This is a genomic window from Enterococcus sp. FR204 (assembly GCF_031143325.1).
In the GTDB taxonomy this organism is placed as follows: domain Bacteria; phylum Bacillota; class Bacilli; order Lactobacillales; family Enterococcaceae; genus Enterococcus_B; species Enterococcus_B faecium.
This window is the reverse complement of sequence record NZ_JAKZIW010000031.1, coordinates 1-26,269: the sequence shown is the minus strand read 5'-3', so window position 1 is coordinate 26,269 and position 26,269 is coordinate 1. Positions and strand designations below refer to the sequence as shown.

The following is a 26,269-nucleotide window of genomic DNA, read 5'->3' as shown; positions in this document are numbered from 1 at the left end:
AATTTTTACAAAAAGTTTATTGATGAAGGTAGTAAAAACTATGTAGGTTACGATGATTTTATAAATCAAACAAAAGATATAATTTTTGTGCCCTATCTATTACTTCAAAAAATTATAGAAACTAAAAAAGATATTAACGAAGGCATAGAAAATATCTCTGATTCCAAAATATCTCCAGTAAGTTCAATTATTACTGAACAAACGCAAATAGATATATCTGAGTTAGAAGATAAACACGCTATTCAACAAAATGATCACTTCTCTGAACAGAATGAATTTATAGAAAGATTTAATCAGCTCACAATTCGTAGTAAATTACATTACTCAAAACGAGACTTATGGAATTTTCATACTGCTATGTTGGGTGATAGTTTGGTGGTATTAGCTGGACTAAGTGGTACCGGTAAATCACAATTAGTAACATCCTATGCAAAAGCACTTCAATTATCAGATACACAAATAAAGTTTATTTCTGTGAGACCCTTTTGGGAGGATGATTCTGATTTATTGGGCTATGCTGATACTGTAAATTCTGTCTATCGTCCAGGAGATAGCGGTCTAATTGATGCACTATTAGAAGCATCAAGACACAAAGAAAATATTTACATGGTTTGTTTTGATGAGATGAATTTAGCTCGTGTTGAACATTATTTCTCCCAATTTCTTTCAGTTTTAGAAATGGAGCCAAATACTAGGAAAATCAAACTGTATAACGAAGATCTAGAAAATAAATTATATAACTCTTCAACCTATCCTTCTACAATTGAAGTAGGACAAAACATATTATTTGTAGGAACAATAAATACAGATGAATCTACTCATCAATTCTCAGATAAAGTTTTGGATAGATCAAACATTATTTCACTTGAGTTAGTACCATTCCATGAAATTAGTGAAGTAAATGACTATATTCAATCAGATCAAAAGAAACGTAATCAACTTAAATATGATGATTTCAAAAATTTTAAAAACTCTAACCCTACTAATGGTTTGACCCAGAAAGAAAAAGAAATGTTTTGGAAACTCCATTTAGCAATTAATTCTAAAGACAAAAATATCGGTATCGGTTGGAGGATATTAAAACAAATTGATGAATATTTAAAAAATCTTCCAGTGCAAAATGACTTATCAAGAAAAGAAGCTATTGATATTCAGCTTGTACAGAGAGTATTAAGTAAAATCAGAGGTTCTGATGAACAATTATCAGAATTAGTTGGTAAATGGAATGAGAATGATTTAAAACAAGTGGGTGAATTTGAACAAATAATTAATGAATATCCTGAGTCTTCAGATTTTAAATATACTAAAAAAATTCTTTTGCAAAAAGCTAGGGAGTTGAATTTACATGGATTTACCCTTTAGTCTGAAATTAAACTTTGGTTATAAAAGTGGAGAACAAGAATATGAACTTTTATTTTTTCAAGATGAGGCATCGTTATTAGAGTATACACCGGTTAAGGTAAAAGAATTTTCTAATCTAAGCTTTACATTTAACAGTATAGACAAACAAGCAAAACTATATATACCAGAATTAGATGATTATTTGATTGAAAATCAAGTAAAAGAGGAAAATGGAGATATTTGCTATATTCCAAGTGATGATAATATAATCATTTATAATAGGGATCAAGGTAAAACAGTACCTCTTATTCCAGGTTATTATACTCTTTACGTTAAAATCGGTGAAACTATCTTTTATTCTCGATTTGAAATAATACTTAAAGATTTAGGTACACCAGAATGGGAAAAAATGAAAATCGAAATTGAAAAAATGGTTGGCGGTCTTGCTAGAACTTTTATTCCTAAAAAAACTTCTCGTCGTGAAATTACTACTTCAAATTATCTAATGAACGATCAACTTTTTCAACGAATATTAGAGTTTGAGAACAATATACCTCAAGCAATGGTTTCTCTTGAAAGTTTAAAAAAAGAAGCAAAATATAGAATTGACAAACGATATAACTGGAAACCAATTGGAAGCAAAAATTTAGTGGATCAAAAAACTATTTCACAGTTGCAAATCCATCCAGAAAAACGTGGGCTACTATATACACCTAGCCGCATAATAAAATATGATATTATTGAAAATCAATGGATCAAATTTATCTTATCTTATTTTAAAAATTTTTCACTTCTATATAGGTTGAATTAAATACTTTACATCCGCACGCACAGTCGGTCAATCACCTCAAGGGGACGCTCGTTTACATCGGCTAAGAAACCGCGGACCGACTGTTTGATTTTCTGGAGGTGGTCAAAAAAAACATTGTTGATGACCGATTCCTTGAGCCACTTCCAAACGCCTTCCATTAGGTTCAACTGAGGGCTGTAGGGAGGGAGGAAGATGAGTGCCAGGCGCCTAGCGTTTTCTTCAAAAAATTCTAACATTCCTTCTTTTACTAACAATTCGCGAGTCGAAGCGATCGTACGATGAGTCAAGATATAATGTTTAGATCCTTGTTGTTTCAATTGCGTCAATGTGTCATACACATGATCAAATGTGACAGGTTGGCGTGTATCAAGCGTTTCGTATTGATGGAAATCATCTGAGAATTCTCGAAAGTCCAAATGATATTTTTCAGTCAATGCTTTTGAAGATTTTTCTTTCAATAATCGATAAACAGCTTTTGGATCAGCAACTACTTGCCGATCTTCTAAAGCTTTCATCATGCTGTCAAGCATGATCGGATACGTATCGAACAACGTCCCGTCAAAATCCCATATATATGAATCAAACATTATTTTCTCACTATCTTCCTAATTTTTAAATGAATGGATTGGTGCCGGGATCCGCCCGCCTCGTTGGATAAAGTCCGTCGATTTCGCCGAATTCGTCCGCATGACTGGAGCAGTCCCCAGCAAACCGCCGAATTCGACAGAATCGCCGACTTTTTTATCTTTAGCGGGGATGATCCGCACCGCCGTTGTTTTATGATTGATGACACCGATCGCAGCTTCATCAGCGATCATCGCCGCAATCGTCTCCGCTGGTGTATCTCCTGGGATCGCGATCATGTCCAGACCCACTGAACAAATGGCGGTCATCGCTTCTAATTTCTCCAGATTCAGATAGCCTTCTTCTACGGCTTTGATCATACCTGCATCTTCAGAAACCGGAATGAATGCGCCTGATAAGCCTCCCACATGGTTGCAGGCCATCACGCCGCCTTTTTTCACAGCATCGTTCAATAAAGCCAGTGCGGCCGTTGTACCGTGTGTGCCGACAGATTCCAAGCCCATTTCTTCCAAGATCAACGCGACACTATCACCAACTGCCGGAGTAGGAGCTAATGACAGATCCACAATACCAAAGGGTACGTGCAATCGCTCAGAAGCGATTTGACCGACTAATTGTCCCATCCGCGTGATTTTAAATGCCGTCTTCTTAACTGTTTCAGCAACCACATCGAAAGATTCGCCTTTGACCTTTTCCAGAGCGCGTTTTACTACGCCCGGTCCGCTGACACCGACATTGATCTCGCAATCTGCTTCACCGACCCCGTGGAATGCTCCCGCCATGAAAGGATTGTCTTCCACCGCATTCGCAAAGACTACCAACTTCGCACAGCCCATATCTGAAGCTTCGGCGGTTTGTTTGATGGTTTCACCCATCAATTTGACAGCGTCCATATTGATCCCTGCCCGTGTCGAACCAATATTGACAGAAGAACAGACAAATTCTGTTTCTGCCAAGGCTTCCGGAATCGATTGGATCAAGGACAGGTCCGCTCCTTGATAGCCTTTTTCAACTAATGCGCTATACCCGCCGATAAAATTGATCCCCACCGCTTTTGCGGCTTTGTCCAAAACTCGCGCAAAAGCAACACAGTCTTGCCCGCCGCTTGCGGAAGCAACGATTGCGATCGGCGTTACCGAGATCCGCTTGTTGATGATGGGGATCCCAAATTCACTGGCGATCTCGTCACCGACTTTTACAAGATTTTTCGCTTTGCTGGTGATTTTATTATAGATATTTTGGCAAGTCTTTTCTGTGCTGGCATCGATACAGTCCAACAATGAAATACCCATTGTGATCGTCCGGATATCAAGATTTTCTTCTTCTACCATCCGGATCGTTTCAAGTATTTGTTTTGTTTCCATCATTTCCCTCCGAATTATAGTTTATGCATCGCATTGAAGATCTCTTCATTTTGAATGCTGATTTTGACGCCCAACGTGTTTTCAACTTGACTCAATGCTTGCTTGATCGCTTCTAAATCAGCCTCTGGTTGCATTTGCAACATCATCATCATGGTAAAATAATCTTCCATGATCGTTTGAGATACATCTAGAATATTGATATTCAATTCTGCCAACTTCTGGCTGACACCGGCAATGATCCCAACCTTGTCCTTCCCGACCACCGTTAAAATAGCTTTCATTATTCTTATTCCTCCAATTTTTTCAATAGTATACCATAATTTATGATAGTTTTATGAAAAATTCTGAAACAAAGGGCTATTTCCTTCAGCCAATATTCGTCTTTAGAGGATCGATTTATTGACGATCTGCAAGTTCTTATCAAAGCGGTAGTGGATCGGCTGCGCATTGGGAATATCAATGGTATCCATTTGGTCTTCCGGTACATCCTCCAAATATTTCACCAGTGCCCGCAGACTGTTGCCATGTCCGGTAATCAAAACATTCTTACCCGAACCCAACAGCGGCGCGATCTCGTCTTGCCATAATGGCGCGACCCGCTGGACCGTCATTTGCAGATTTTCTCCATGAGGAATGTCTTGATCTGCCAATTGTGCGTAACGGCGATCAAAATGGTTTTCTTCTACTAATGGAGGCATTTCATAATAATCTCGACGCCAGCGTTTGACTTGATCTGCCCCGAATTCTCGTGCCATTTCATCCTTATTTTTCCCTACTAAAGCGCCATAATGCCGCTCGTTCAGACGCCAGGTTTTAAATGTCGGTATCCATAACTGATCGCTTTCTTCTAAGATGATCTGGCAAGTCAATGATGCCCGCTTCAATACTGACGTAAATGCAGCGTCAAACTCGATCTGCGCGTTTTTGATTTTTTCCCCTGCCTTACGAGCCTGTTCCTATCCTTTTTCTGTCAGAGAAACATCCAGCCATCCCGTCCAATAATTTTCAAAATTTGCTTCACTTTCCCCGTGCCGCATCAGTACTACATCCATATGTCTTCCACCTCTCTTCCTTTATTATCCCAGTTTCTTTGAGAAATGTCATTTGCAGTTGACATCTTTTTCATCTTTTTCATAAAATTTTCTTAAAGCTGTACCAATTGATTTTAAAAAATCTAAAGAACTGAGTTTATGCTATCAAGCATCTTTTTTGTAAGCATTAACAAATTGCTCTTTTTTTGCTGTATTTTTTGTATAAATCAGCTATTTGTGGTTCTATTAAACTATGGTAATATGTAATTTGCAAATATTCTGAAAAAAATTGAGGAGTTATCATGAGAGACCTAACTACAGACACCCCAGCAAAGTTGATTTTTTTATTTACCATTCCATTACTCGTGGGGAATATTTTCCAACAGTTCTATAATATGGTAGATATGATCATTGTTGGGCAAACGATCGGTAAAGAGGCATTGGCAGCAGTCGGCGCGACAGGAAGTATCACATTTTTGATCATTGGTTTTGCTCAAGGTTTGACCGCTGGATTATCTATCATCACGGCGCAACGTTTCGGCGCTCAGGATTTTCGCGGTGTAAAGAAAAGTTTTGCTGTTGCTATTATAATTAGTTTCACAGTAACTGCTATTTTGACTGTTTTGAGTTTAGTATTTTTACGTCCGTTATTATTGCTGATGCAGACACCGCCGGATATTATCCAACAAGCACAGGAATTTATCTCCGTGATCTTAGGCGGTATGTTTGCCTCAATGGCGTTCAATCTTCTTTCAAATATGATTCGAGCGCTAGGAGATAGCCGAACACCTTTGTTCTTTTTGATTTTCGCTGTGATCATCAATGTGATTTTGGATTTGGTGTTTATTATCAATTTCCACATGGGGATCGCTGGGGCTGGGTATGCGACAGTTATCGCGCAAATTTCCGCAAGTTTGATGTGTGTCATCTATATCAAACGGAAAATCCCGTTGCTGCAAGTCTCTAAAAGTGATTTCAAAATAGATAAAGACACTATTTTCACTCATTTAAATGCGGGCTTGCCTATGGCTTTCCAATCATCCATCATCGCTATTGGAGCGGTGGTATTGCAGTCTGCTCTAAATAGTTTGGGAACAGATGTCGTAGCGGCTCAAGCTGCCGCGGGAAGGATCGACCAATTTGCCACTCAGCCAATGATGTCTTCGGTTGTGCGGTCTTTATATTTACTAAATAGCTTGCCAATATAACCAGACAGTGCATAGCCAACCATATTAAAATGGCCAATAGCAGTTGCATCACTTCCTGTAATCTTACGCATGAAGGGCTGACATAATTGAGGCAATGCTGCAGAGAAGAAGCCAAGTAATAATCCACCAACGATTATTGCGGCTACATCTGTGAAGTTATGCGCTTTCAAAATCAAAGATAACACACACGCAAAGAACAAACTATGACCAGTCGTAAAAAAGATATTTTTGAAAGGAGTGATCCTAGCAATTACTAAGTTCATGATAAATCCCAAAATCAACGTACTACTCGTAACAAATGCAAATTCTGTCTGTGCTAATGCTGTCGCTGCTTCAGGAGAAGCAACAACTCCTTTGATATGAAATCCGGTTTGGAACAACGTATTAAAGTTCTGCAAAGCCCCTGTCATGATCGTGCCACCTGCACTAAAGATCAAAAAGCCAATAATTGTCTTGGAGGTTCCAGTCAAGACTTCTGTTCCAGACTTTTTTTGTGCCAATAAGCCTATCATAGCCACAAGCCCTAATAGTACTGCGGGCGTACTTAAGAAGCTAATAATAAAATCCATTTTGCAGCCTTCCTTTCTAACTACTGTTTTTCTAACTCAATAAATGCTTCTTCAAGTTTTGTCTTAATTTCATTTTTATCCACAATATTCGCAATGCCAACAATCTTCTGTGGTAAATTTTTTTCTATTAATTCATTCGCAACATCAGGCAAAGTAATGATCATATCTCCTTGAAAACCTGGCACACCATCTAAAGATGAATGTTCTACTTCTAATGGAAAGTTATTTTCTTTAACAACTTCATTGACTTTGATCTTTAGCATCAAACTTGATCCTACTCCTGCACGGCAAGCTACTAAAGCTTTATGACTATTCATGGTTATTCTCTCCTTCTGCTTTTTCAATATAGTTTTTAAATTCTTCTTTAGATGAAACGACTTTGATAAATTTTAGAAAATCTGGATTTCCTAATAAATTTGCCAATTCTGATAGCAATTCAATATGCGCTTGGTTATTCTTGGCGCTTAATGGAAAAAGATATTTAACTGGATCATTGGTACGATGACCTGAAGTAACTGGGTTCTTCAATCGCATAAATCCAATAGCTACATCTTTTGCTCCACTTTCCACCGTTGCATGAGGTAAAGCAATATTTTCAGTAATAACGATATATGGACCGGTCTCTTCGTAAATCTTCAAAATTGTTTCGACATATTTTTCAGTTACTACATCTGCTTCTAAGAAAGGTTGCAAAGCTTTTCTTATTGCTTCTTCAAAGTTATTTGCCTGAACATCTAGTTGAATATATTCATCTTTGATTACTTTACTTAACACTTATTTCGCCTCTATTTCATTTATTACTTGTGCACGTCTATACTATAAGTTCCTCCGCCTTACTTGACAATATAAACTGGGTTCACTTTTTTATAGTGAAAAAACAAAAAGCGTGCTCTAATGGGAATTTATTCTTATTTTCTGTGCCAAGAGCGTTTGCCCCATAAAAAAATAGCCTTCTCTCAAAGAAAAAACGAACCAAAATAAGGCTGGGGCAGAAGTACTTCACTCTGAGAAATAAGCCGAAATTCACGAAAATTATTTTTCAAATTTTTGTGAATTTCGGCTTATTTAAGAAGGAGTTGCTTCTACCCCCGCCGTTTATTCATTTTTAAAGAATGAGACAAAAGTGTTTCTTACTTTTATCCCACGCTCATTTTGATTCTACATAAATTCAAAATAAAAAAACCTTTACCCTATACTTGAAGTTAGGATAAAAGCTTTTTATTTTCGGTCAATCATCACTTCAGAAAACCAATCATCGAAAAATGATCACCCATTCGCAATCAGTTTGATTCACTTAAGGAATCTTTTAAGGAGATTGCTTCTCCGTTACGTTTCCGCGCGCTTAATTCCCCAATCGCTGTGAATAACAGATCACTAGAAGAGTTCAAAGCTGTTTCTACCGAATCTTGGATCACACCGATAATAAATCCTATCCCTACAACTTGCATCGCAATCTCATTCGAAATACCGAATAAGCTACAAGCCAAAGGAATCAATAGCAACGAACCTCCCGCAACGCCTGAAGCTCCACAAGCAGCAACGGCTGCCAACAGACTAAGGATCAATTTTGAAGCAAAGGACGCTTCGATCCCTAATGTTTGTACCGTCGTCAATGTCATCACGGTAATCGTTACAGCAGCGCCCCCCATATTGATGGTCGCTCCCAACGGAATCGAGATCGCATAGGATTCCTTCGTTAATTTCAATCGTTCGGCTAACATCATATTGATAGGAATGTTGGCTGCTGAACTACGTGTAAAGAAGGCGGGAACCGCACTTTCTTTTAAGCAAAAGAAAATCAATGGATAGGGATTTTCTTTGATAAATAAGAAAGTCAGAAGTGGATAAACAACTAAAGCGACAAATAACATGGTTCCTACTAATACCAGAACTAGTTGAAGATATTCTGCTAAGCCAGACAACCCTGTCGTTGAGATCGATTGATAAACTAATCCCAGGATACCGATCGGTGCAAACGCAATGATCAGCTGCACTACGTGTGACAAGGCTACAGAAACTTGATCCACGACTTCTTTAGTTGTTTCCGTACGACTACGCAAAGCCAGCCCTAACAAGACAGCCCAGAACAAAACGCCTAGATAATTTGATTCAATGATTGCTTGGATCGGGTTTTGTGTCACGTTAGTCAACATCGTAGATAAGACATTGCCGATATTTTGTGGCGCCTTTTCAGAGACCTGTTCTTGCAAAGTGATTGGGATCGTAAAAATCGAACTAACGACTACTGCAACTAGCGCAGAGAGAAAGGTTCCACCTAAGTATAAAAATAAAATAGGTTTGACATAGGTTTCATTCCCAACTTTATGTTTTGCAATCGAAGCTGCCGTCAGAAAAAATACCAAGAGAGGAGCAATGGCTTTTAAGCAACTGACAAATACAGTCCCCAATATGGTGATAAACGTCCATGAGGGTAAAAAAATACCAACTATAATACCAACTATGATACCGCAACTAATTCGTTGAACTAAAGACATATCCAAAAACTTATCTAACAAATAATCACCCCTATATAGTTTAACCATCATTTTAACATCTCTAAAATAGAAATAAAAGATAAACTTTCTAAAAATTCAAACTATTAAAGAGGATCGGACAGAAGCGTTTAAATCCGAGAAATAAGAAGGAGTTGCTTCTGCTCCCACCGTTTATTCGTTTTTAAAGAATAAGACAAAAGTGTTTCTTACTTTTTTCCCACGTTCGTGGGGAACAAATTAACGAAATGATGATTTATTGATTTGAAATAAAGAATAGATTAGATTCTAGGCGGAATTCATCAGTAGTCTTGTTCTTGTAGACTTTCAATAAATCCATTTTTTGAATGATTTTTTCTGTTACTGAAACACTACGGGTACAAAGGGCATTTTTAATTTTGTGTTATTTCATTATTACTCATCTCTCATTACAACAACATTGTACTGTCAAAAAAATCCTCATTTATGATACGGAGCCCCCGCATTGATCCGGAAGGCACGGTAGATTTGCTCGACAAGGATCAGACGCATCAATTGATGTGGATACGTCATTTTTCCAAAAGAGATCTGAGCATTGCTTCTTTTCATGACGGCTTCGCTGAGTCCTAAAGAGCCGCCGATAACAAAAACAAGGTGGCTTTTTCCTTGGATACCTAATTGGTCGATTTGTTTAGCAAAAGATTCACTTGTAGGATTTTTCCCTTCAATTGCTAAGGCATAGACGTATTCTTGTTCTTTGATTTTCGCTAAGATCCGTTCCCCTTCTTTTTCTTTTACTTGTCTCATTTGCGCTTCGCTTAAATTCTCCGGGGCTTTTTCGTCTGGAACTTCGATCAATTCGATTTTTGCATAGGCATTCAGCCGTTTGACATACTCATTGATACCTTGGATCAGGTATTTTTCTTTTAATTTTCCTACTGAGATAATTTTGATATTCATGTTTTCTCTCCTTTGGTCTTCATGCTCACTTTGTTTATTATAATCAATTTTTTCGTCTATATGTTTATTTTGGCTATTTTTGTTAAAAAGATTTCCCCAACAGTTATGCACAACATCCACAGGTTTATCCACAGAAAACAGTGTTATTTTACCTTATTTCATCACATTCATTAGGCAAACATACGTTTTATAAGAATTTATCCACTTTATACACAGGCTGTGGATATGTTTTATCCCTTATTTTTCCAATCCTATCCGCGTAGTTTTACACAGTATCTGTGGAAAAAGAAAATCAAATATTTTCATCTGAAAACAATGATTTTTCCTAAAGTTTTTCATAAAAAGTTCACAGTCTCAAAGTAGACAAAAGTCAACAAATAAGACTATACTAACAGTAGATAAATGAATGTAATTGGAGGAGGAACACATGGATAGAAAAAATGTGACACCAAAGATGAAAAAAAGTAAAAATAATAGCCTCTGGCGTAAGTTAGGTCTGGGGCTTGTTGGAGGGATCGTTGGAGGACTACTGACAGCTGGCATTTTTTATGCAGCGATGGGCACTGGCAACAATAGTTCTACTACTACAAGCGGCAATCAGAATTCTGCCGGTGAAACAGTTGTGGAAAATGTCAAAGTCAATGTAGATTCTGATATCACCAAAGCGGTAGATAAAGTTCAAGACGCTGTCGTTTCTGTTATCAACTTACAAAGTCAAAACCAATCAAGCGGTTTTGGCGAACTATTCGGGCAGCAAGAAGAAAGTAGCAGCTCAGATGATAGTAATTTGGAAGCTTATAGTGAAGGAAGCGGCGTGATCTACAAAAAAGACGGGAATACTGCTTATGTAGTCACGAATAATCACGTAGTAGATGGCCAGCAAGGTCTTGAAGTCTTGATGAAAGACGGTACGAAGGTAAAAGCTGAATTAGTTGGAACAGATGCTTATTCAGATTTAGCGGTGTTGAAGATCAATTCAGACAAAGTCGAAACAGTTGCCTCTTTTGGTGACTCAAGTGCTCTGAAGGTTGGTGAGCCTGCGATTGCGATTGGTTCCCCACTAGGATCTGAATATGCAAATTCTGTCACTTCAGGAATCATTTCTTCCTTGAACCGACAAGTGACAAGTACGAATGAATCGAACGAAACAGTCAATATCAATGCGATCCAAACAGATGCAGCAATCAACCCTGGAAATTCTGGTGGTCCTTTAGTTAATATCGAAGGACAAGTTATCGGTATCAACTCAAGTAAGATCGCAAGTACTTCTGAATCTACTTCTAATGTAAGCGTAGAAGGAATGGGATTTGCTATTCCAAGTAACGATGTAGTGAATATCATCAATCAACTGGAAAAAGACGGAAAAGTGACACGTCCAGCTCTAGGTATCACAATGGTCGACTTATCTGCTGTCTCTACTCAGCAACAAGAACAAATCTTGAAGATTCCTTCATCTGTAACTAACGGTGTCATCGTGACAAATGTCCAAACAGCTACACCGGCTGAAAAAGCTGGATTGAAACAATACGACGTCATTACTAAGATCGATGACAAAGAAGTTTCTTCTGGTGTAGAACTTCAATCTGCTTTGTATAAGAAAAAAGTGGGAGATTCTGTCAAAATCACTTACTATGAAGGCTCGAAAGAAAAAACAACTACTGTTGAATTGACGATCGATCAATCGGCATTAAAACAAAATCAAAATAGTGAAAATTAATAAAAAAGAGGTTGTGACAAAGACTTGTCACAACCTCTTTTTTATAAACTATATTTTTCTTGCCAACTCCTCGGTCACAAGTCACAAGATCCAACAAACATGAGAAGCTGTTTTTTGAAATTGCTCCTTGTGACTCAGAGTGAAACGGCAGACTCACAACCTCTTTATTTTGGAAATGCTTCTCCGACTACGGCATCCTCAGGCAATACTAAGATTCCTTTTTTTGCTGGAGCATTTGGCAAATGCAATTCACGAGCGGAACAGATCATTCCATAGCTATCTACCCCTCGTAAAGTTCCTGGCCAGATCATCATTCCATCTGGCATCATAGCTCCTGGTTTTGCAACGACAACTTTTTGTCCAGCTTCGATATTGGGTGCACCGCAAACGATTTGCAATACTGTACCATTGTCTACTTCTGTCTCAGTAATCGATAAATGGTCAGAATCAGGATGTGGGACGCATGTTTTTACGTACCCGACAACGATCTTCGGTTCATGATCAGCTTCAAGCTGTTCTTCGAATCCTGCTTCTTTGATCAATCGATTCAATTTCGCTAATTCCTCATCTGTTAAGCTTACTTGGCCGTTCCCTTCGATTGTTAGATGATCGGAGATATGGAAAAAGTTCCAAGCAACAACTTGACCTTGTTCATCTTTGATCCGAGCAACATTCCATTTGCGTTCAACGGTGTTTTCTGTTCCTTTATCGTCGGCTATAATAACCATCAAGGTGTCTCCGACGTGTGCTTTGTTATAAGCAAAAATCATGTTCTTTCCTCCATTATCCTTTGCTGAGATTTATCTTAACAAAAAATTGCATTCACTGCATGAGATTTTTTTCATGCTTTATTTCCGAAGAAGCCTCTTCTGGAACACCATTTATTCGTAACAAGGGACTGTGACAAGACTTTTGTCACAGTCCCTTTACTGTTTTAGTTAATTGATTAAAAAGGTCGTACAAGTTCCACTTGCTTAATTACTTGGCTGTTCTTCTTCGTCATAAACGATCAAGACATCACAAGGTGAATGACGTATCACGTAGCTGGCTACACTTCCTGTCATAAAGCGTTCGACTGCATTTAGACCTGACTGCCCAACCATGATTAGATCGATCTCATATTTTTTTGGCAATTTGACTGCCATGGATTCACGAACAGAACCATATGCAATAATTCCTTCTATATTTGTGTAATCAACAGATTTCCCATATTCTTTACATTCTTCGACCATTTCCTTGGCTGTTTCAGTTTGCTGATCGACTAGATTTTGATCAATAGGTGCATAGCCCATAAAGTTATAAAATTGCTGATCGATTACGTTTGCTACATATACTTTCCCATTATTACGGCGAGCCACTTCTACCGCTTTTTTGAAAGCAGCAAGTGCTTGTTCACTACCGTCGATACCTACTAAAATATTCTTATATTCTTGATTCATCTTGACCCCTCCTAACAGATGTCAGCCTTTTGTTACACTTTCTAGGAACGATTCGATTTCCTGTTTTGTTTTACGATCTTTATTCACTAGACGACCTAATTCTTTTCCGTCTTGGATCACGACAAAACTTGGGATACCAAAAATGTTCCATTCAGCGGCTACATCTATGTACTTGTCACGGTCTACTTCAACAAATTGCCAATCAGAAAAGTCATTTTCAATTTCAGGCATTTGCGGTTTGATAAAACGGCAGTCTCCGCACCAGCCGGCAGTAAAGAAAAATACACTCTTTCCAGTTTCTACGTAGCCTGCTAATTCTTCTAAACTATTTGGGATAATCATTCTTTGTCCTCTACTTTCTGTTTATGTATTTTTCAATTAAATTATACACCTTTCTTTCGAACTAACAAACATTGATCCTCTTTTTATAAAAAAAATCTGGCAAAAGCAATCTTTTGCCAGATTTTATAGTTTCACTATCGCATTATTTTCCGTATACGATCGTATTCACTGTTGATTTATCCAAACCTTTCAGTGTTTGAATCAACATTTCTCGTGCAGCTTCAAAATCGCGAATACTGAACATCGTTTGATGCGTATGGATATAACGTCCCACTACGCCAATCACTGTACTTGGGATTCCTTCGTTTTGTGTATGAGCAGCACCTGCATCTGTACCGCCTTTTGAAACAAAGTATTGATAAGGGATATTGTTTGTTTCAGCGATATCCAGCAAGTACTCGCGCAAACGAGGAAGCATGATCAAACCTGGATCTTGGATACGCATCAATGTACCTTCTCCTAAATGTCCGAATGTGCCATTTTTCGTCACTGTGTCATCTGCTGCAGAGCAGTCTACTGCAAAGAACAGATCTGGCTTGAATTTATTGACAGAAGCTTTAGAACCACGCAAGCCTACTTCTTCCTGGACATTCGCGCCTGCAATCAATGTATGACCTAATGTTTCATTTTGTAACGCTTCTAAAGCTTCTAATACCATTGTACAGCCATAGCGGTTGTCCCATGATTTACTGATAATATTCTTTCCGTTGGCTGTTTTGATCGTTTCAGCGTAAGGAACGATTGTGTCTCCTGGAAGGACACCGTAACTCATTGCCTCTTCTCTTGATTCAAACCCAGCATCGAACAAAATATCGGTTACTTCTACTGATTTTTGTCCGCTTGTTCCTCGCAATAAATGTGGGGGAACGGAAGAAGAAATACATGGATAATTCTTACCAGTAGAGGTTTTAAGTGTAAAACGCTGAGCAGAAACAACGTAAGGATTCCAGCCGCCTAGAGGTACGACTTTAAAAAGCCCGTTTTCTTGGATTTGTGTCAGCATGAATCAGACTTCATCCATATGTGCTGCGACCATTACACGGGGTGCATCCGCTTCTTCATGATGGCGCAGACCAAAAATGCCGCCCAAACCATCTAACTGTAACTCATCTACCAGCGGTTCCATATAACTTTCCATATAAGCGCGAACATCTTGTTCAAAACCGCTTGTTCCTTGTAATTCTGTTAACTCTTTGATTCGTTGAAATGTTTTTTCTTCCATATGCTATTCGTCTAAATTTCAGACTAAACTCCTCTCAGACTTATATTGATCTGCGGATAAAATATGATTTTTTCTGCAGACCGATCGTATTTATTATAGCTTATTTTTTCTGGTAGCGGTTATTTATTTCAAAGAAAATATGAGAGTGTGGTAAAATAAGCACAAGGAGTAACAAGTGAGAAGAAGGAGGTATGTCCACATGTATGAAGAAAGCGAACTAAGATATTTTAAAGGCGGGTTAGCAGTTGGAATCGGTCTAGGATTATTGAGCGGGGTAGCTTCAACGATTTGGTATCATCGCAAAAAAGTATTGTCAGCAGACCAAGTACTTGAAAATATCAAGTCATCTTTTCTAAAAGAAGGTGCAATCGAAGGTTCTTGGATCTCTTTTGAAAAGGAACCTATTAGGAAATTCGCCGTTCGGTCGAGTGCTTATCGGGGAGGTCTTTCTCGAATAGAAGATGGCGAAACTGTTTATTATGAATTTTTAGCAGATGCTCATACAGGAACCGTATTAGAAATTTCAAGAAAAAAAGGTGCAACAGATTAATACGTCAAAAAAGTGAGAGAACGAATACGCACCCACTATTCAAAAGAGAGGTATCATGTCCTTCTTTTGTAGTGGGTGGTTTTTTAGATAGAGCTTTCCAAACATATATACCAGTATTTTCTTTTTAAATAAATGATATTTAGCGGGAAAAACTAGCATTTCCTTTGATTATGAGGTATTTTTAATTTAGCTTTTGTTTTCTATAGTTAAGGAGAGTGAAAAATGGAACAACAAGAAAAAATTGCTGTTCTGATTCCTTGTTACAATGAGGAAGCAACAATTTCAACAGTCATTGCAGACTTTAAACGAGAATTACCAGAAGCAGATATTTATGTCTATGATAATAATTCGACCGATCGAACATACGAATTGGCCGTTCAAGGTGGAGCAATCGTAAAAAAAGAACCTCGTCAAGGAAAAGGAAATGTGATCCGCCAAATGTTCTTTGATATCGATGCCGACTATTATTTAATGGTAGATGGCGATGATACTTATCCTGCAGAAGCTGTACATGGTTTGCTCGAGAAATTACGTTCTGGTGAAGCAGATATGGTCATTGGTGATCGCCTATCAAATGGAACCTACTTTGATGAGAATAAGAGACCTTTCCACGATTTTGGAAATAACCTTGTTAGAAATACAATTACTAGAATGTATAAAACAAAAATTCTTGATGTCATGACCGGCTATCGAGGATTCAATCGTATCTTTGTCAAAAGTTTTCCTATTATGAGTTCTGGTTTTCAAATCGAAACGGAATTGACGATCCATGCTTTAGATAAAAAATTCAAGTTCGTTGAGATCCCAATCGATTATCGTGATCGTCCTGAAGGCAGCGAATCAAAATTGAATACATTCTCTGACGGATTCAAAGTAATCATGATGATTATTAAAATGTTTAAAGATTATAAGCCTTTGCTTTTCTTTGGGATTTGGACCATCTTCTTCTTTTTATTTGGATTGGTCACGGGGATTCCTGTGATTCGCGAATATATGCTGACAAGCTTTATTACACGCATCCCTTCTGCGATTTTAAGTACTGGATTGATGACTTTAGCACTTCTTTCATTAGTAACAGGGTTGATTTTGGACACAGTCGTCACGAACGCTAAGAAAGAATATGAATTGAATCTATATCATGTTTATCATGAATACCACAGTAGAAAGTAAAAAAAGGATCAAGACTGCAAAAATAATTTGCAATTCTTGATCCTCTTTTTAATTAATTATTTCGCCAAACGATAGATGGCATCTGCATAGATTGCTGTTGCTCTGAACAAGTCATCAAGACTCATAAATTCGTTTGCTTGATGCATTGTATCAGTATATCCTGGGAACATCGCTCCATAAGCAACGCCACGTTTCAACAAACGTCCGTAAGTTCCGCCACCGATGATTTGTTCGTAGCCTTTTTCTCCAGTGTGGTCTTCATAGACTTGCAATAATGTAGCCACCAATGGATCATCCATTGGTACGTAATGTGGTTCCATTACGCGAGCACCTCGAGTAACTGTTGCGCCTTCTTGCCCCACTGTTTGTTCGATGTCACTTTGCAATCCGTCTACTGTTACACCTTTTGGAAAACGGAAATTCATATTGATGAAGTTCGCTTCCTCTGTACCATTTTCTTCAAAAGCAAATAGTCCAGCATTCATTGTCAATTTGCCCATTTTTTCATCTTCATAAGCGACTCCTAGTTTTTCTCCATAAAAATCTTCATGGACATAAGCAGCTGCTACATGGATAAATTGTTTAGCAGATCCTAGGAATTCATAGTTATCTAAGAACAATGCCAAGAAAGAACCTGCATTGATACCAGATTGTGGGCTTGCACCATGTGCGCCTTTACCAACTAATTCGATTTTTACATACGTATTGTCCGCTTCAATCGTTCCGCTTACTGGATTTGCTTCGATGAATTGGTAAAATGCTTCTTCCATCGCGATAGCTGCATCTGCACTTGGTACTTGAAGTGCTGCAGTTGCTGTTCCTGGCACCATATTTTCGCGAAGTCCGGAAACAAAAGATTTCAAGACATAATCTCCTGCATTGTCGCCTTTGAAGCGTAAAGCTAAAGAAACATTTCCTTTTTCACCATTGATGATTGGGAATTCAGCATCTGGTGAGAAACCAAAATCTGGTTCTTCTTCATGTTCGAAATAATAAGCCATATCGCCCCAGCCGCTTTCTTCATCGCTGCCGACTACGAAGCGAACTTTTTTTGATAGTTTCAAGTCAAGTTCTTTAATGATCTTCATCGCATAGTAAGCTGCCATACTTGGACCTTTGTCATCGCTTGATCCGCGTGCAAAGATCTTTCCATCCTTGATTACTGGTTCATAAGGATCTGTGTCCCAGCCATCTCCTGCAGGAACGACATCCATGTGTCCAAATATCCCTAGCGTTTCGTCTCCTTCGCCAAGATCAATATGCCCTGCATAGTTATCGACATTTTTTACTTTAAAACCATCACGTTCGCCATAAGCTAACATATGTTTCAATGCGTCGCGAGGTCCAGGTCCAAATGGTGCATCTGGTGTTACTTTTGAGTCATCGCGCTCGCTGTTGACACGTAAAAGATTTTTCAAGTCTTCAAGCAAGTCTTCTTTACGTGCTTCTACTTCTTTTTGCCAATCAATTGTCATAAAGTTAATCCTCCACTTATTTAAGTCTTCGTGTTCATGATACCACAAATTACAGAAAAAAATAGTTCAAAAAATCTGACAATTCCTTTTCTTATCTGTTTTTCTCTAAAAAAAATATACGCTATAATGAGTAAAAGGAGGTTTTTCGATGCTGATAAACGAACAACTAGTGAAAAGAGTCATCACACCTCGTCCAAAAATTTCACATAAAGGAACATTTGGACGTATCGTTTTGATTGGCGGCAATGAACAATATGGCGGAGCAATCATTATGAGTGCTTTAGCTGCCGTACACACTGGAGCGGGTCTCACGACTGTAGTAACTGATGAAAAAAATCGGAGTGCTCTTCACAGTCATTTGCCAGAAGCAATGATTGTAGATTGGACGGATACTGACCAGTTTCTTTCCGTAATAAAGCAAGCAGATGTACTCTTGATTGGTCCCGGATTGGGTACTTCTTCTAAGAGTTTGGAACGTTTCAAACAAGTACTAGAAAACCAATCAAAAGAACAATGGCTGGTGATTGATGGCTCTGCTTTAAGTTTACTTGCTGCTAATCATCTTTTGCTACCCTATCCCGAACAAACTGTACTTACACCTCATCAAATGGAGTGGCAACGGTTGAGTTCTCTACCGATACAAGAACAACGGGATAAAGAAAACAAAAAGAAGCAACAGGAAATCGGTGCTGTGCTCGTTTTGAAAAGTCATGAGACAAAAATTTATGGTCACCAGCACTTCTACACCAATCCTTTAGGTTCTGCTGCTATGGCAACAGGCGGCATGGGTGACACTTTAGCTGGGATGATCACAGGATTTTTAGCCCAGTTTCCTCAAAATGACCAAACGATTGCAGCAGCTGTTTATCTTCATAGTTTCATTGGAGACCAGCTGGCAAAAGAACAATATATTGTTTTGCCGACACAAATCAGCGAAGCACTTCCGAAGTGGATGAATTATTTTTGTAAAAAATCAATGGAAAACGAGGCATGAGTCATGGAGAAATTTACAGGTTATGTGCGAGAACCTTTTTATTATGAAACAGATCAAATGGGGATTATTCATCACAGCAATTATATCCGCTGGTTTGAAGAGGCTCGGGTAGCCTTATTGGTACATCTAGGGTTTCCCTATAAAAAAATCGAAGAATCTGGGATCATCATCCCCGTTCTGGAAGTAAATTGCAGCTATAAAGAAATGATCCATTACGGAGAAAAAGTGAGCATCCATCCAACTATCCAAAAGTATACGGGGACACGGTTGGATTTTAGCTACGAAATTGTGGGAACTGAAGACAAAAAATTAAAAACTACTGGCAGTAGTAAACACTGTTTTTTACTTTCTGATTCGCAGCGATTAGTGAAGCTGAGCAAAGTCAATCCGGAGTTAGATCAGTTATTCCAAGCGTACGCTTCTTTGGATGATGTAAATTCTTAATAAAGACCGTCTAAGCATTTTTCTTGTATTGTGTCGAGTAGTTCGTATAATGAAAAGAAAAAAGCAGGTGATCCCCATGTATGTCGTTAAAGTAATGCACGGTTACATCGATAAAACTGGCTGTCGCACTCGGGAAAAAAACTTAGACAATCTGCTCATTTTCAAAGACAAAAAAGAATCCGAAGCTTTTGCTAAAAGAATCGGCGGTCGTGTCAAATCGATCCAAGAGGTACGACCAGATTGATTCAATATTTTTCTTTTCGAGGCTCTAATAGGCATGCCTATCAGGGCTTTTTTTGCAGACTGTGTTTTTATGCCCACACGATTTGTAAGCGATTTATGTTATAATAGATTATATCTGCATAGAAAGGAAGGTTAAATGGTTATCAATAATTTGCAACAGCAAGCTTATGAATCTATACGTAAACAAATCATTTATTCCGAGTTAGCACCTGGAAGTAAAATCTCCGATAAAGTGTTAGAAGAACAACTAGCTATCGGGCGTACACCGATTCGAGAAGCACTGATCCAATTGCGCAATCAAGAGCTTGTAAAAACCATTCCACAGTCCGGCACTTATGTTTCAAAAATCGATATCCGATCTGCTTCATTAGCCCGTTATACGCGGGAAAAGTTGGAAAAACCGATCCTGCAAGAATGCAGTGCGAAAATGACCAAGCAAGATCAAGCTAAACTAGAAAAAATACTAGAACAAACCGATCAGGCAGTGATCGCTCAAAATAAAAAAGCTTTTTTTGATTTGGATACTGATTTTCACCGAACTTGTTATGAAATTGCTGGAAAACGAGAAATTTGGGATTGGCTAGAAAGTTATAGTACGCACTTGAACCGTTTCAGATGGTTACGTTTGACGATTTCAGAATTAGACTGGGGTCGAGTATTAGATGAACATCAGACAATGCTTCAATCAATGATTGATCATAACTTTGATGAAGTCGGATTTCTTTGCACGATGCATTTACATATGATTATCGAGGAGCAAGAATACGTGATTCATAATTACCCCGATTATTTTGAAGATATTCAGGACAGACCCATCAAATAAGAGGTTTTGGAATCAGCGTTTATTGAGAGGTTGTGAAAAAGCTGCCCTGCATCAAGTAATAAGAACAGCCAAGTAAAAATAGCTTCTTATGTTTTTAACTTGGCTGGACTTATTACCGCAGATGCAAGCTTTTGAACACCGTTTTCCAAGAGGTCGTGAGCCTGCCGTTCATCTCCGAGTCACAAGGAACAATTTCAAAAAACAGCTTCTCATGTTTGTTGAATATTTTGACTTGTGACCGAGGAGTTGACAGGAGAACACCGTTTATTCGGAAAAAAAGGACTGTGACACGACTTTTGTCACAGTCTCTTTATTTGTAATCTAAATCATACTCCGTACATCTTTTTTCTATTTCTTTTATTTCTTCTAAGATCCCTTGGCTACGAATTTCATTATATGGCCAAAGTAAGACTGCCTCTAATACATAAGGCGAAAAATCGCTTTGATTCATCTCTTTTGAAAAACTTATCGCTGCTATCTCGCTCAATGCACGAATGTTTGATTGATGTGTATAAAAAGGCAACCGCCACAGCACAATTTTTTCGCTTTGCGTATAAATTCCCTTAACAGAAGCTTCGATGTGGTGAAATAGTTCATGTCCAATAATCAAAGCTTGCGCTGTTTCTTTAGAGATCGAAGCTAGTCCTGAACATTTTAATTTTTCTAACGGCTCCGTCATCAATCGGATCCCTTCATCTTCTGCATAAGTTGCAAAAGTGATTCGTTCGTTTATTTGCTCTGATTCACAGGAAACGATTGGAACAGCCATTTGTTCACAAATTTCTCCTACATCGGCAAAAGGGTACTTTTTTTTGATGCTACATGCCGTTTCGATACCACAATCGATTGATTTTTGTATAAGAATTTTCTGCTTGGACAAAGGAATCTTTTTCCAAAATAAATCTCGCCGAAACTGGTAGAATCCCCAAATTTCTTCGGGGATCTGTTGTAATTCGTTTAGTAACTCTTCTAACTTATGTTTGTTTGATATTTCCGGCAACGACGATCACTTCTTCCTCCGGTTCCATAGTAGATACTTCCAGATCCATCAAAAGCTGTAGTTGTTCCAGATCCGTCGCTGTAAAATCAGAGACTCTTGCTCCTAAGCAGAGATAAAATTCTGGTCGGGCAATCAATTCAGTTTGATAAACTGCCATATCTTCCCAAAGTTGTTCGACAGCTGTCATATAATTGGCTGCAGTTGTTTTCATACATGAAGCATGTCCACGTTGGACCTTGATAAATCCTTTTTGATCGATGATCCGAAGACTTCCAGCATTTTTTGAACGATTCTGTTCGCCGCATACATAAAAGAAAGGTGTATTTTCCAATAAGCAAACTTCATTTTTATTTAATCGCATATCCTCTGCAGCAAGCTCTAGTGCTTCTTCTGTTGTGATCTCCTTGGTTAGATCGGTTGCTTTCACTTCCGTAGAACCAGTAGCGATAGCCGTTACTTTTGAAGTCTGTGGATCGATTTCTACGTGGACTTCGATCGATTCTGGTGTAGCGCCTGATTCAATCGCTTTATTCATCGCTTCATTTTTCAACGATCGTATATCTTCTTTACTTGGCGAAGGGATGATACGTTCTACAACATCTCGGACCATTGCAAGTGCTACACCAATAGAAGAAATCACTTCGGCGTTTTCAGGAATCGAATATTTCACACCCATTTTATTACTAAAGTAAGTAATCAATGAGGCAGCGCCGCCCCCTACACCTACAAGAGAAATCTGATCTTTCTCCAAGTGATACTTGTCTGCCAATTCTAAAATCACCGGTTCAATCTTAGCATAGGATTTTTCCATGATCTGCTCTGCGATGTCTTCAACCGTCGTATGACAATAGTCTGCTAATGCCTGTATGGCTTTTCGTGCAGATGGGACATTTCCATAAGAAAAATGTTCTTCTTGCACTAATCCAAGGACATTGGCTGCACATGTATTTGTAATAGTCACTTCTTCTCCGTCTTCCATCACTACCTTGACGTAATCAGCAGGGTCTCCTTCTTTAGGAGAGAAAAATTCAACCTTAGGACCTTTGATTTTTTCTGTCTCCGTAAATACTGCATAATCTAGACCGGCAATATGTGCAGAACGTGGACCGACATCGATGATTCCTGACTGATTAGCCCGTACCATCGAACCGCCTGCCACACCTAGAACCCGAACATCTAATGAAGAGATATATGTTGGGTGGCCACCTACAATTGAATAATCGATTGCTGGACGTCCATTTTTTATGACTCCGATATTGGTTGTTGTTCCGCCTACTTCAAAATAAACACCATTAGACGCTCTCAAGTACATCAAAGAGCCCATGACTGATGCTGCTGGACCGGAAAGCATGGTTAAAACAGGTCGTTTTTTCATTTCATTGATTTCCATTACTCCGCCGTCTCCGCGCATAATCATCAAAGAAACATTGACCCCTGCTTCTCGTACGGAATCTTCTGTAGAGGTTGCCGTATCTAGCATTTTTGGTAAAATAGATGCATTGATTGCTGCTGTCCGAGTTCTTCTTGTCAATCCATATAATTTTGTGATGTCAGAAGCCATCGTTGTAGGGATCGCTTTCACAGATGCTGCTTCATAAACAACTCGTTCTGGTTCCCCATTATCTACTCCAAATGCCATAGAAGAAACCAAGACCTCCGCTCTTTCTCTTTCTAAAGAAGAAATCGTTTCTGAAACACGGTCTACATTTAAGTGTTTGACAGGTAAGAATGCATTGACAATCTCTATTTTTTTCTTATTCCCTAAATCGATATCGTTCAATCTAGTTTGTCGTTTTGCTAAAAAACCTTCTAATCCACCTTTTGCCATCCCGATTACGCCGACTTTTGCTACGTCTCCTTCAATCAGTGCATTAGTCGCTTGTGTGGTAGAATGTGCAACAAACACAACATCTTCTGGACTGATATTATTTTCCCGCAAACAATTTTGAAAAGACTGAACGACACCTGCGGCTACTCCACGGACATCATCGTGGGTTGTTTTCACTGAAGATTTTCCGATGATTTCGTGCGTCGCATTATCGATTGCGACTGCTTTCGTATGTGTACCGCCAACATCAATTCCCATTCGCACAAAACGTTTCATTTTCTTTTCCTCCATTCATCTAATCGTTTTTATCGACGTTTTGTTTACTAGGCGTTCCCGTACAATAAGAACGTGATCAGGCATAAGATCGCTCCGATGATCCAACCAGTTGGGATGGATTTCTTCATATATTCTCGAGAAGTTACTTTTGTATAACCTAATCCCCAAGCAACCCAAGATTGTGTAATATCTAAATGCTGAGGAGCAATCGTTGTGATTGCAAATAACGGGAACAAAAAGGCTGGCGACATCGTTGGATTAACAGCTAACACGACAGCTAAAATAGCTGAGCCTGAACCGACTAGATTCATTGGACCGCGGAAAAATCCTAGTGGTGTCAATATAGCAAATACGATTGCCAAGACTAATGGTGATTGCGGTATCCAATCTCCAAAAATAGCTGAAAAATAAGGAGAAGCATACGCAGCTGAATTATTGAACATCGCTAAGGTCATCAAGAAACCAACCATTGGTGCAACATCGACTGCGCCATCTGTAAATAATTTCGCAAACTGACGACAGATTTCTTTATAACCTCCGCGCAATTTTCCAGTAAACAGCAATGCCCAGATACCTGCTAGAATAAAACCTAAGATGATTGGAAGATCTAAAAGAACGACCCCTAAAACTGGTAATAATACGGCTAACCATGAGATCATTGGTGCGTCGCCACCTTCAGCTGGTACGTTTGCTGCCATTGCATAGCGTTTCTTTTTGTTCATTGATATATTAGCGACCGTTAGTACCACAACTAAGCTTACAATCATCCCAATCATACCAATTTGGAAATAGTCATTATAAGTATAGCTTTCAGCCGCTGGATTGAAACCAGCATAAATCGTTTGATATTGTTTGAAATTGACGATATTAGCAAAGATTCCAGCCATAATCGAGCCCATAAATGAGAACAGTGCAACCGGTACTGAAATACCTAATGACATCAAGATCGGCAACACAATAACTGCAATAGAAATCACTGGTCCGATTCCTGTCATCGACATGAATATAACAGCGGTTACAATACATAGTAAGCTCATCGTGATTCTTGGCTTGTCCCCTCCAAGTTCAACTACCTTTCGAATCAGGGTAGCTGCGATTCCGCTATCTACTAGAACACGCCCGAAAAAGGCACCAAAGAAGACATTTACCAAGATCGATTTGGCGTACTCAGCTGGCCCCGTCGTATAGATATGCGTCAACACATCAATTACTCCTTGCCCTTCCATAGCCGGGTTTGGTGAAAACGTGTTTCCGACTAGCGCTAATCCCATCCATACAGTAGCCATGATGGCAAAGCCGACCATCAAGTTGTAGCCTTTTACACAGTACCAGACCATGAAAAAGAATGAGATAACTAACAAAATACCAATAATAATATCACTCATGTTATTCCTCCGTCCATTTTGTTTTTCTGATAAGCAAACTAATATATCAGTCAAACTCATTCTAACTTATGTAGTTAGCGCTTTCATTAAAGGATGACCATAAATGTTCAGTTTTCAATTAAAAAACCTTAATTATGCTATTTTAGACTTATACGTTATTGTCCTGTTTCATTTGATGGAGGATTGTAAACAAAAAAGAGGAAACAAAGAGCATACTTATGTGTATTGAGGGTTGCTCTTTTTCTTTATGAGTTAAAACCATAGCGATGTACTGCTCACCGCATTTCTGTGGACAGCGCATTTTTGCCCTCAGCTACATTCTAATACCGGCAAGCGCTACTTTAGGACTAACCATTTTGGGCGTTTCCTAAATTCAAGCAGATTCTGTAACCAACATTCAACCGCAAACTGCAGCTCTGTTGCTTCGTTCATGAAACTTTCTTCGATACACGATACACAACCTTCATCAAGAGAATACGAACAACCTGTAAGACGCGTACTAAGCGCCTATAGTTCATCAATCCATTTTTAGTCTCTCGAGTAATTTGGGACATTAAGTAATCACTCCTTCTGTAAATTATAAGTGTGAACGTTTTTTCTCTCTGTTTTACCATGACCATTTACACCTTAAATACCGAAACGGTAAATTTTATAACTAATTCGTTTCAACTTGAAGTTTTTAAGTAAAGAAATCCCGAAAATTATCTTTTAGATTTATTTGTGGAGTGTATTTTTCCATGTGATTAGTGATATAATTAATTTATGTACATATATTTCTAATATAGGAAGGATGTTTTTCTTGGAGGAAGTTATTGAGCCCTTAGCAAGTCACAAGCTGACTTATGTTGAATCATATATATCACTTATCAATGAATCTGAATTGTATAAAGAGATAGTTAATAATTTAGGAGAAGATGCCAATAAGGAAGAGTTCAATAACTTATCTACACCCTCTCTGAAATTTAATTATGTATTAAGTAACCGTCACATGTCGCTAAATTCTTTAAATAGCTTAATATTA

23 protein-coding genes and 5 pseudogenes are annotated in these 26,269 nt (G+C 38.5%); 11 read left to right on the top strand and 17 right to left on the bottom strand.

Going from position 1 to position 26,269, the window contains the following annotated elements; translation table 11 throughout:
* Both RG571_RS08305 and RG571_RS08300 read left to right on the top strand, forming a co-directional pair.
* Nucleotides 1-1,362 (top strand): AAA family ATPase (locus tag RG571_RS08305; protein WP_308947615.1); only part of this gene is annotated, 1,362 nt, incomplete at its 5' end.
* Complete coding sequence (locus RG571_RS08300) at nt 1,346-2,152, top strand: hypothetical protein (protein ID WP_281696655.1); 807 nt, start codon at nt 1,346-1,348, stop codon at nt 2,150-2,152. The genes RG571_RS08305 and RG571_RS08300, both read left to right, overlap by 17 nt.
* A gap of 5 nt (nt 2,153-2,157) precedes the next feature.
* Here RG571_RS08300 and RG571_RS08295 read toward each other — a convergent pair whose 3' ends face one another.
* The 4 genes and pseudogenes from RG571_RS08295 to RG571_RS08280 form a co-directional block, all read right to left on the bottom strand.
* Nucleotides 2,158-2,739: a transposase gene (locus tag RG571_RS08295; RefSeq protein ID WP_053108640.1), complete on the bottom strand. Its 582-nt coding sequence runs from the start codon at nt 2,737-2,739 to the stop codon at nt 2,158-2,160.
* An 18-nt stretch (nt 2,740-2,757) separates the two neighbouring features.
* Nucleotides 2,758-4,101, bottom strand: coding sequence for a PFL family protein (locus RG571_RS08290; RefSeq protein ID WP_002290081.1), 1,344 nt, complete (start codon nt 4,099-4,101; stop codon nt 2,758-2,760).
* Between the two features lie 14 nt (nt 4,102-4,115).
* Nucleotides 4,116-4,382 (bottom strand): ACT domain-containing protein, encoded by a 267-nt coding sequence (locus tag RG571_RS08285; protein ID WP_002290085.1) that lies wholly within the window; start codon nt 4,380-4,382, stop codon nt 4,116-4,118.
* Nucleotides 4,383-4,484: 102 nt separating this feature from the next.
* Nucleotides 4,485-5,153 (bottom strand): annotated as a pseudogene (locus tag RG571_RS08280) (2,3-diphosphoglycerate-dependent phosphoglycerate mutase).
* Nucleotides 5,154-5,434: 281 nt separating this feature from the next.
* On the opposite strand from RG571_RS08280, the pseudogene RG571_RS08275 reads away from it, so the two are divergent.
* Nucleotides 5,435-6,295, top strand: a pseudogene (locus RG571_RS08275) (MATE family efflux transporter); the annotation flags it as partial.
* On the opposite strand, the pseudogene RG571_RS08270 reads toward RG571_RS08275, so the two are convergent.
* The 5 genes and pseudogenes from RG571_RS08270 to rlmH all read right to left on the bottom strand — a co-directional run.
* Nucleotides 6,289-6,909: pseudogene (locus RG571_RS08270) on the bottom strand (PTS transporter subunit IIC); the annotation flags it as partial. The pseudogenes RG571_RS08275 and RG571_RS08270 overlap by 7 nt on opposite strands.
* A 20-nt stretch (nt 6,910-6,929) precedes the next feature.
* Nucleotides 6,930-7,226, bottom strand: coding sequence for a PTS sugar transporter subunit IIB (locus RG571_RS08265; RefSeq protein WP_002290091.1), 297 nt, complete (start codon nt 7,224-7,226; stop codon nt 6,930-6,932).
* The gene (locus RG571_RS08260) at nt 7,219-7,683 is read right to left on the bottom strand and encodes a PTS sugar transporter subunit IIA (protein WP_002342301.1); all 465 of its coding nucleotides are present in this window, start codon (nt 7,681-7,683) and stop codon (nt 7,219-7,221) included. The genes RG571_RS08265 and RG571_RS08260 overlap by 8 nt, the downstream gene beginning before the upstream one ends.
* A gap of 506 nt (nt 7,684-8,189) precedes the next feature.
* Entirely contained in the window at nt 8,190-9,455 is a 1,266-nt protein-coding gene (gene sstT / locus RG571_RS08255; RefSeq protein ID WP_308947616.1) for a serine/threonine transporter SstT, read from the bottom strand.
* Nucleotides 9,456-9,860: 405 nt separating this feature from the next.
* Nucleotides 9,861-10,340: a 23S rRNA (pseudouridine(1915)-N(3))-methyltransferase RlmH gene (rlmH, locus tag RG571_RS08250; protein ID WP_002287841.1), complete on the bottom strand. Its 480-nt coding sequence runs from the start codon at nt 10,338-10,340 to the stop codon at nt 9,861-9,863.
* Between the two features lie 427 nt (nt 10,341-10,767).
* Between rlmH and RG571_RS08245 the strand changes: the two genes are divergently transcribed.
* Nucleotides 10,768-12,057 carry a S1C family serine protease gene (locus RG571_RS08245; protein ID WP_002331193.1) on the top strand — a complete coding sequence of 430 codons (1,290 nt, stop codon included), beginning with the start codon at nt 10,768-10,770 and terminating at the stop codon, nt 12,055-12,057.
* Nucleotides 12,058-12,221: 164 nt separating this feature from the next.
* Here RG571_RS08245 and ytpR read toward each other — a convergent pair whose 3' ends face one another.
* The 4 genes and pseudogenes from ytpR to pepA form a co-directional block, all read right to left on the bottom strand.
* Complete coding sequence (gene ytpR, locus RG571_RS08240) at nt 12,222-12,827, bottom strand: YtpR family tRNA-binding protein (RefSeq protein ID WP_002294153.1); 606 nt, start codon at nt 12,825-12,827, stop codon at nt 12,222-12,224.
* 204 nt (nt 12,828-13,031) lie between these two features.
* Nucleotides 13,032-13,496: a universal stress protein gene (locus RG571_RS08235; RefSeq protein WP_002339504.1), complete on the bottom strand. Its 465-nt coding sequence runs from the start codon at nt 13,494-13,496 to the stop codon at nt 13,032-13,034.
* Nucleotides 13,497-13,517: 21 nt separating this feature from the next.
* Nucleotides 13,518-13,838 (bottom strand): thioredoxin family protein, encoded by a 321-nt coding sequence (locus tag RG571_RS08230; RefSeq protein ID WP_002339503.1) that lies wholly within the window; start codon nt 13,836-13,838, stop codon nt 13,518-13,520.
* A gap of 142 nt (nt 13,839-13,980) precedes the next feature.
* Nucleotides 13,981-15,060, bottom strand: a pseudogene (gene pepA / locus RG571_RS08225) (glutamyl aminopeptidase).
* Nucleotides 15,061-15,259: 199 nt separating this feature from the next.
* Between pepA and RG571_RS08220 the strand changes: the two are divergent.
* Nucleotides 15,260-15,610 (top strand): PepSY domain-containing protein, encoded by a 351-nt coding sequence (locus RG571_RS08220; protein WP_002339502.1) that lies wholly within the window; start codon nt 15,260-15,262, stop codon nt 15,608-15,610.
* A gap of 222 nt (nt 15,611-15,832) precedes the next feature.
* Nucleotides 15,833-16,780 (top strand): glycosyltransferase family 2 protein, encoded by a 948-nt coding sequence (locus tag RG571_RS08215; RefSeq protein WP_002289860.1) that lies wholly within the window; start codon nt 15,833-15,835, stop codon nt 16,778-16,780.
* A 56-nt stretch (nt 16,781-16,836) separates the two neighbouring features.
* Here RG571_RS08215 and pepV read toward each other — a convergent pair whose 3' ends face one another.
* Nucleotides 16,837-18,255, bottom strand: a complete 1,419-nt coding sequence (pepV, locus tag RG571_RS08210) for a dipeptidase PepV (protein ID WP_002294157.1) — start codon at nt 18,253-18,255, stop codon at nt 16,837-16,839.
* A gap of 148 nt (nt 18,256-18,403) precedes the next feature.
* On the opposite strand from pepV, the gene RG571_RS08205 reads away from it, so the two are divergent.
* The 4 genes from RG571_RS08205 to RG571_RS08190 all read left to right on the top strand — a co-directional run bounded on the left by RG571_RS08205 (nt 18,404) and on the right by RG571_RS08190 (nt 20,759).
* Nucleotides 18,404-19,249 carry an NAD(P)H-hydrate dehydratase gene (locus tag RG571_RS08205; protein ID WP_002339501.1) on the top strand — a complete coding sequence of 282 codons (846 nt, stop codon included), beginning with the start codon at nt 18,404-18,406 and terminating at the stop codon, nt 19,247-19,249.
* Between the two features lie 3 nt (nt 19,250-19,252).
* A complete protein-coding gene (locus tag RG571_RS08200; RefSeq protein ID WP_002289317.1) occupies nt 19,253-19,693 on the top strand; it encodes a thioesterase family protein in 441 nt (146 codons plus the stop codon).
* 49 nt (nt 19,694-19,742) lie between these two features.
* Nucleotides 19,743-19,937 (top strand): hypothetical protein, encoded by a 195-nt coding sequence (locus RG571_RS08195; RefSeq protein ID WP_002377012.1) that lies wholly within the window; start codon nt 19,743-19,745, stop codon nt 19,935-19,937.
* Nucleotides 19,938-20,072: 135 nt separating this feature from the next.
* Nucleotides 20,073-20,759 carry a GntR family transcriptional regulator gene (locus RG571_RS08190; RefSeq protein ID WP_002289316.1) on the top strand — a complete coding sequence of 229 codons (687 nt, stop codon included), beginning with the start codon at nt 20,073-20,075 and terminating at the stop codon, nt 20,757-20,759.
* 310 nt (nt 20,760-21,069) lie between these two features.
* Here the strand turns inward: RG571_RS08190 and RG571_RS08185 are convergent, their stop codons facing one another.
* Genes RG571_RS08185 through RG571_RS08175 form a run of 3 tightly spaced genes read right to left on the bottom strand, consistent with a single transcriptional unit; the run spans nt 21,070 to nt 25,248 of the window.
* On the bottom strand, nt 21,070-21,759 hold the full coding sequence (locus RG571_RS08185) for a hypothetical protein (RefSeq protein WP_002317098.1): 690 nt from the start codon (nt 21,757-21,759) through the stop codon (nt 21,070-21,072).
* Nucleotides 21,734-23,863, bottom strand: coding sequence for a hydantoinase/oxoprolinase family protein (locus RG571_RS08180; RefSeq protein WP_002325231.1), 2,130 nt, complete (start codon nt 23,861-23,863; stop codon nt 21,734-21,736). The genes RG571_RS08185 and RG571_RS08180 overlap by 26 nt, the downstream gene beginning before the upstream one ends.
* A 47-nt stretch (nt 23,864-23,910) precedes the next feature.
* A complete protein-coding gene (locus tag RG571_RS08175) occupies nt 23,911-25,248 on the bottom strand; it encodes a hypothetical protein (protein ID WP_002289312.1) in 1,338 nt (445 codons plus the stop codon).
* Between the two features lie 790 nt (nt 25,249-26,038).
* Here RG571_RS08175 and RG571_RS08170 point away from each other — a divergent pair.
* A pseudogene (locus tag RG571_RS08170) lies at nt 26,039-26,269 on the top strand (hypothetical protein); the annotation flags it as partial.

Bases quoted from the DNA above. Each gene is read 5' to 3' on its own strand.
- RG571_RS08300 (WP_281696655.1), top strand. From the start codon at position 1,346: ATGGATTTACCCTTTAGTCTGAAATTAAACTTTGGTTATAAAAGTGGA.
- RG571_RS08295 (WP_053108640.1), bottom strand. From the start codon at position 2,739: ATGTTTGATTCATATATATGGGATTTTGACGGGACGTTGTTCGATACG.
- RG571_RS08290 (WP_002290081.1), bottom strand. From the start codon at position 4,101: ATGGAAACAAAACAAATACTTGAAACGATCCGGATGGTAGAAGAAGAA.
- RG571_RS08285 (WP_002290085.1), bottom strand. From the start codon at position 4,382: ATGAAAGCTATTTTAACGGTGGTCGGGAAGGACAAGGTTGGGATCATT.
- RG571_RS08265 (WP_002290091.1), bottom strand. From the start codon at position 7,226: ATGAATAGTCATAAAGCTTTAGTAGCTTGCCGTGCAGGAGTAGGATCA.
- sstT (WP_308947616.1), bottom strand. From the start codon at position 9,455: ATGATGGTTAAACTATATAGGGGTGATTATTTGTTAGATAAGTTTTTG.
- rlmH (WP_002287841.1), bottom strand. From the start codon at position 10,340: ATGAATATCAAAATTATCTCAGTAGGAAAATTAAAAGAAAAATACCTG.
- RG571_RS08245 (WP_002331193.1), top strand. From the start codon at position 10,768: ATGGATAGAAAAAATGTGACACCAAAGATGAAAAAAAGTAAAAATAAT.
- ytpR (WP_002294153.1), bottom strand. From the start codon at position 12,827: ATGATTTTTGCTTATAACAAAGCACACGTCGGAGACACCTTGATGGTT.
- RG571_RS08235 (WP_002339504.1), bottom strand. From the start codon at position 13,496: ATGAATCAAGAATATAAGAATATTTTAGTAGGTATCGACGGTAGTGAA.
- RG571_RS08230 (WP_002339503.1), bottom strand. From the start codon at position 13,838: ATGATTATCCCAAATAGTTTAGAAGAATTAGCAGGCTACGTAGAAACT.
- RG571_RS08220 (WP_002339502.1), top strand. From the start codon at position 15,260: ATGTATGAAGAAAGCGAACTAAGATATTTTAAAGGCGGGTTAGCAGTT.
- RG571_RS08215 (WP_002289860.1), top strand. From the start codon at position 15,833: ATGGAACAACAAGAAAAAATTGCTGTTCTGATTCCTTGTTACAATGAG.
- pepV (WP_002294157.1), bottom strand. From the start codon at position 18,255: ATGACAATTGATTGGCAAAAAGAAGTAGAAGCACGTAAAGAAGACTTG.
- RG571_RS08205 (WP_002339501.1), top strand. From the start codon at position 18,404: ATGCTGATAAACGAACAACTAGTGAAAAGAGTCATCACACCTCGTCCA.
- RG571_RS08200 (WP_002289317.1), top strand. From the start codon at position 19,253: ATGGAGAAATTTACAGGTTATGTGCGAGAACCTTTTTATTATGAAACA.
- RG571_RS08195 (WP_002377012.1), top strand. From the start codon at position 19,743: ATGAAAAGAAAAAAGCAGGTGATCCCCATGTATGTCGTTAAAGTAATG.
- RG571_RS08190 (WP_002289316.1), top strand. From the start codon at position 20,073: ATGGTTATCAATAATTTGCAACAGCAAGCTTATGAATCTATACGTAAA.
- RG571_RS08180 (WP_002325231.1), bottom strand. From the start codon at position 23,863: ATGAAACGTTTTGTGCGAATGGGAATTGATGTTGGCGGTACACATACG.
- RG571_RS08175 (WP_002289312.1), bottom strand. From the start codon at position 25,248: ATGAGTGATATTATTATTGGTATTTTGTTAGTTATCTCATTCTTTTTC.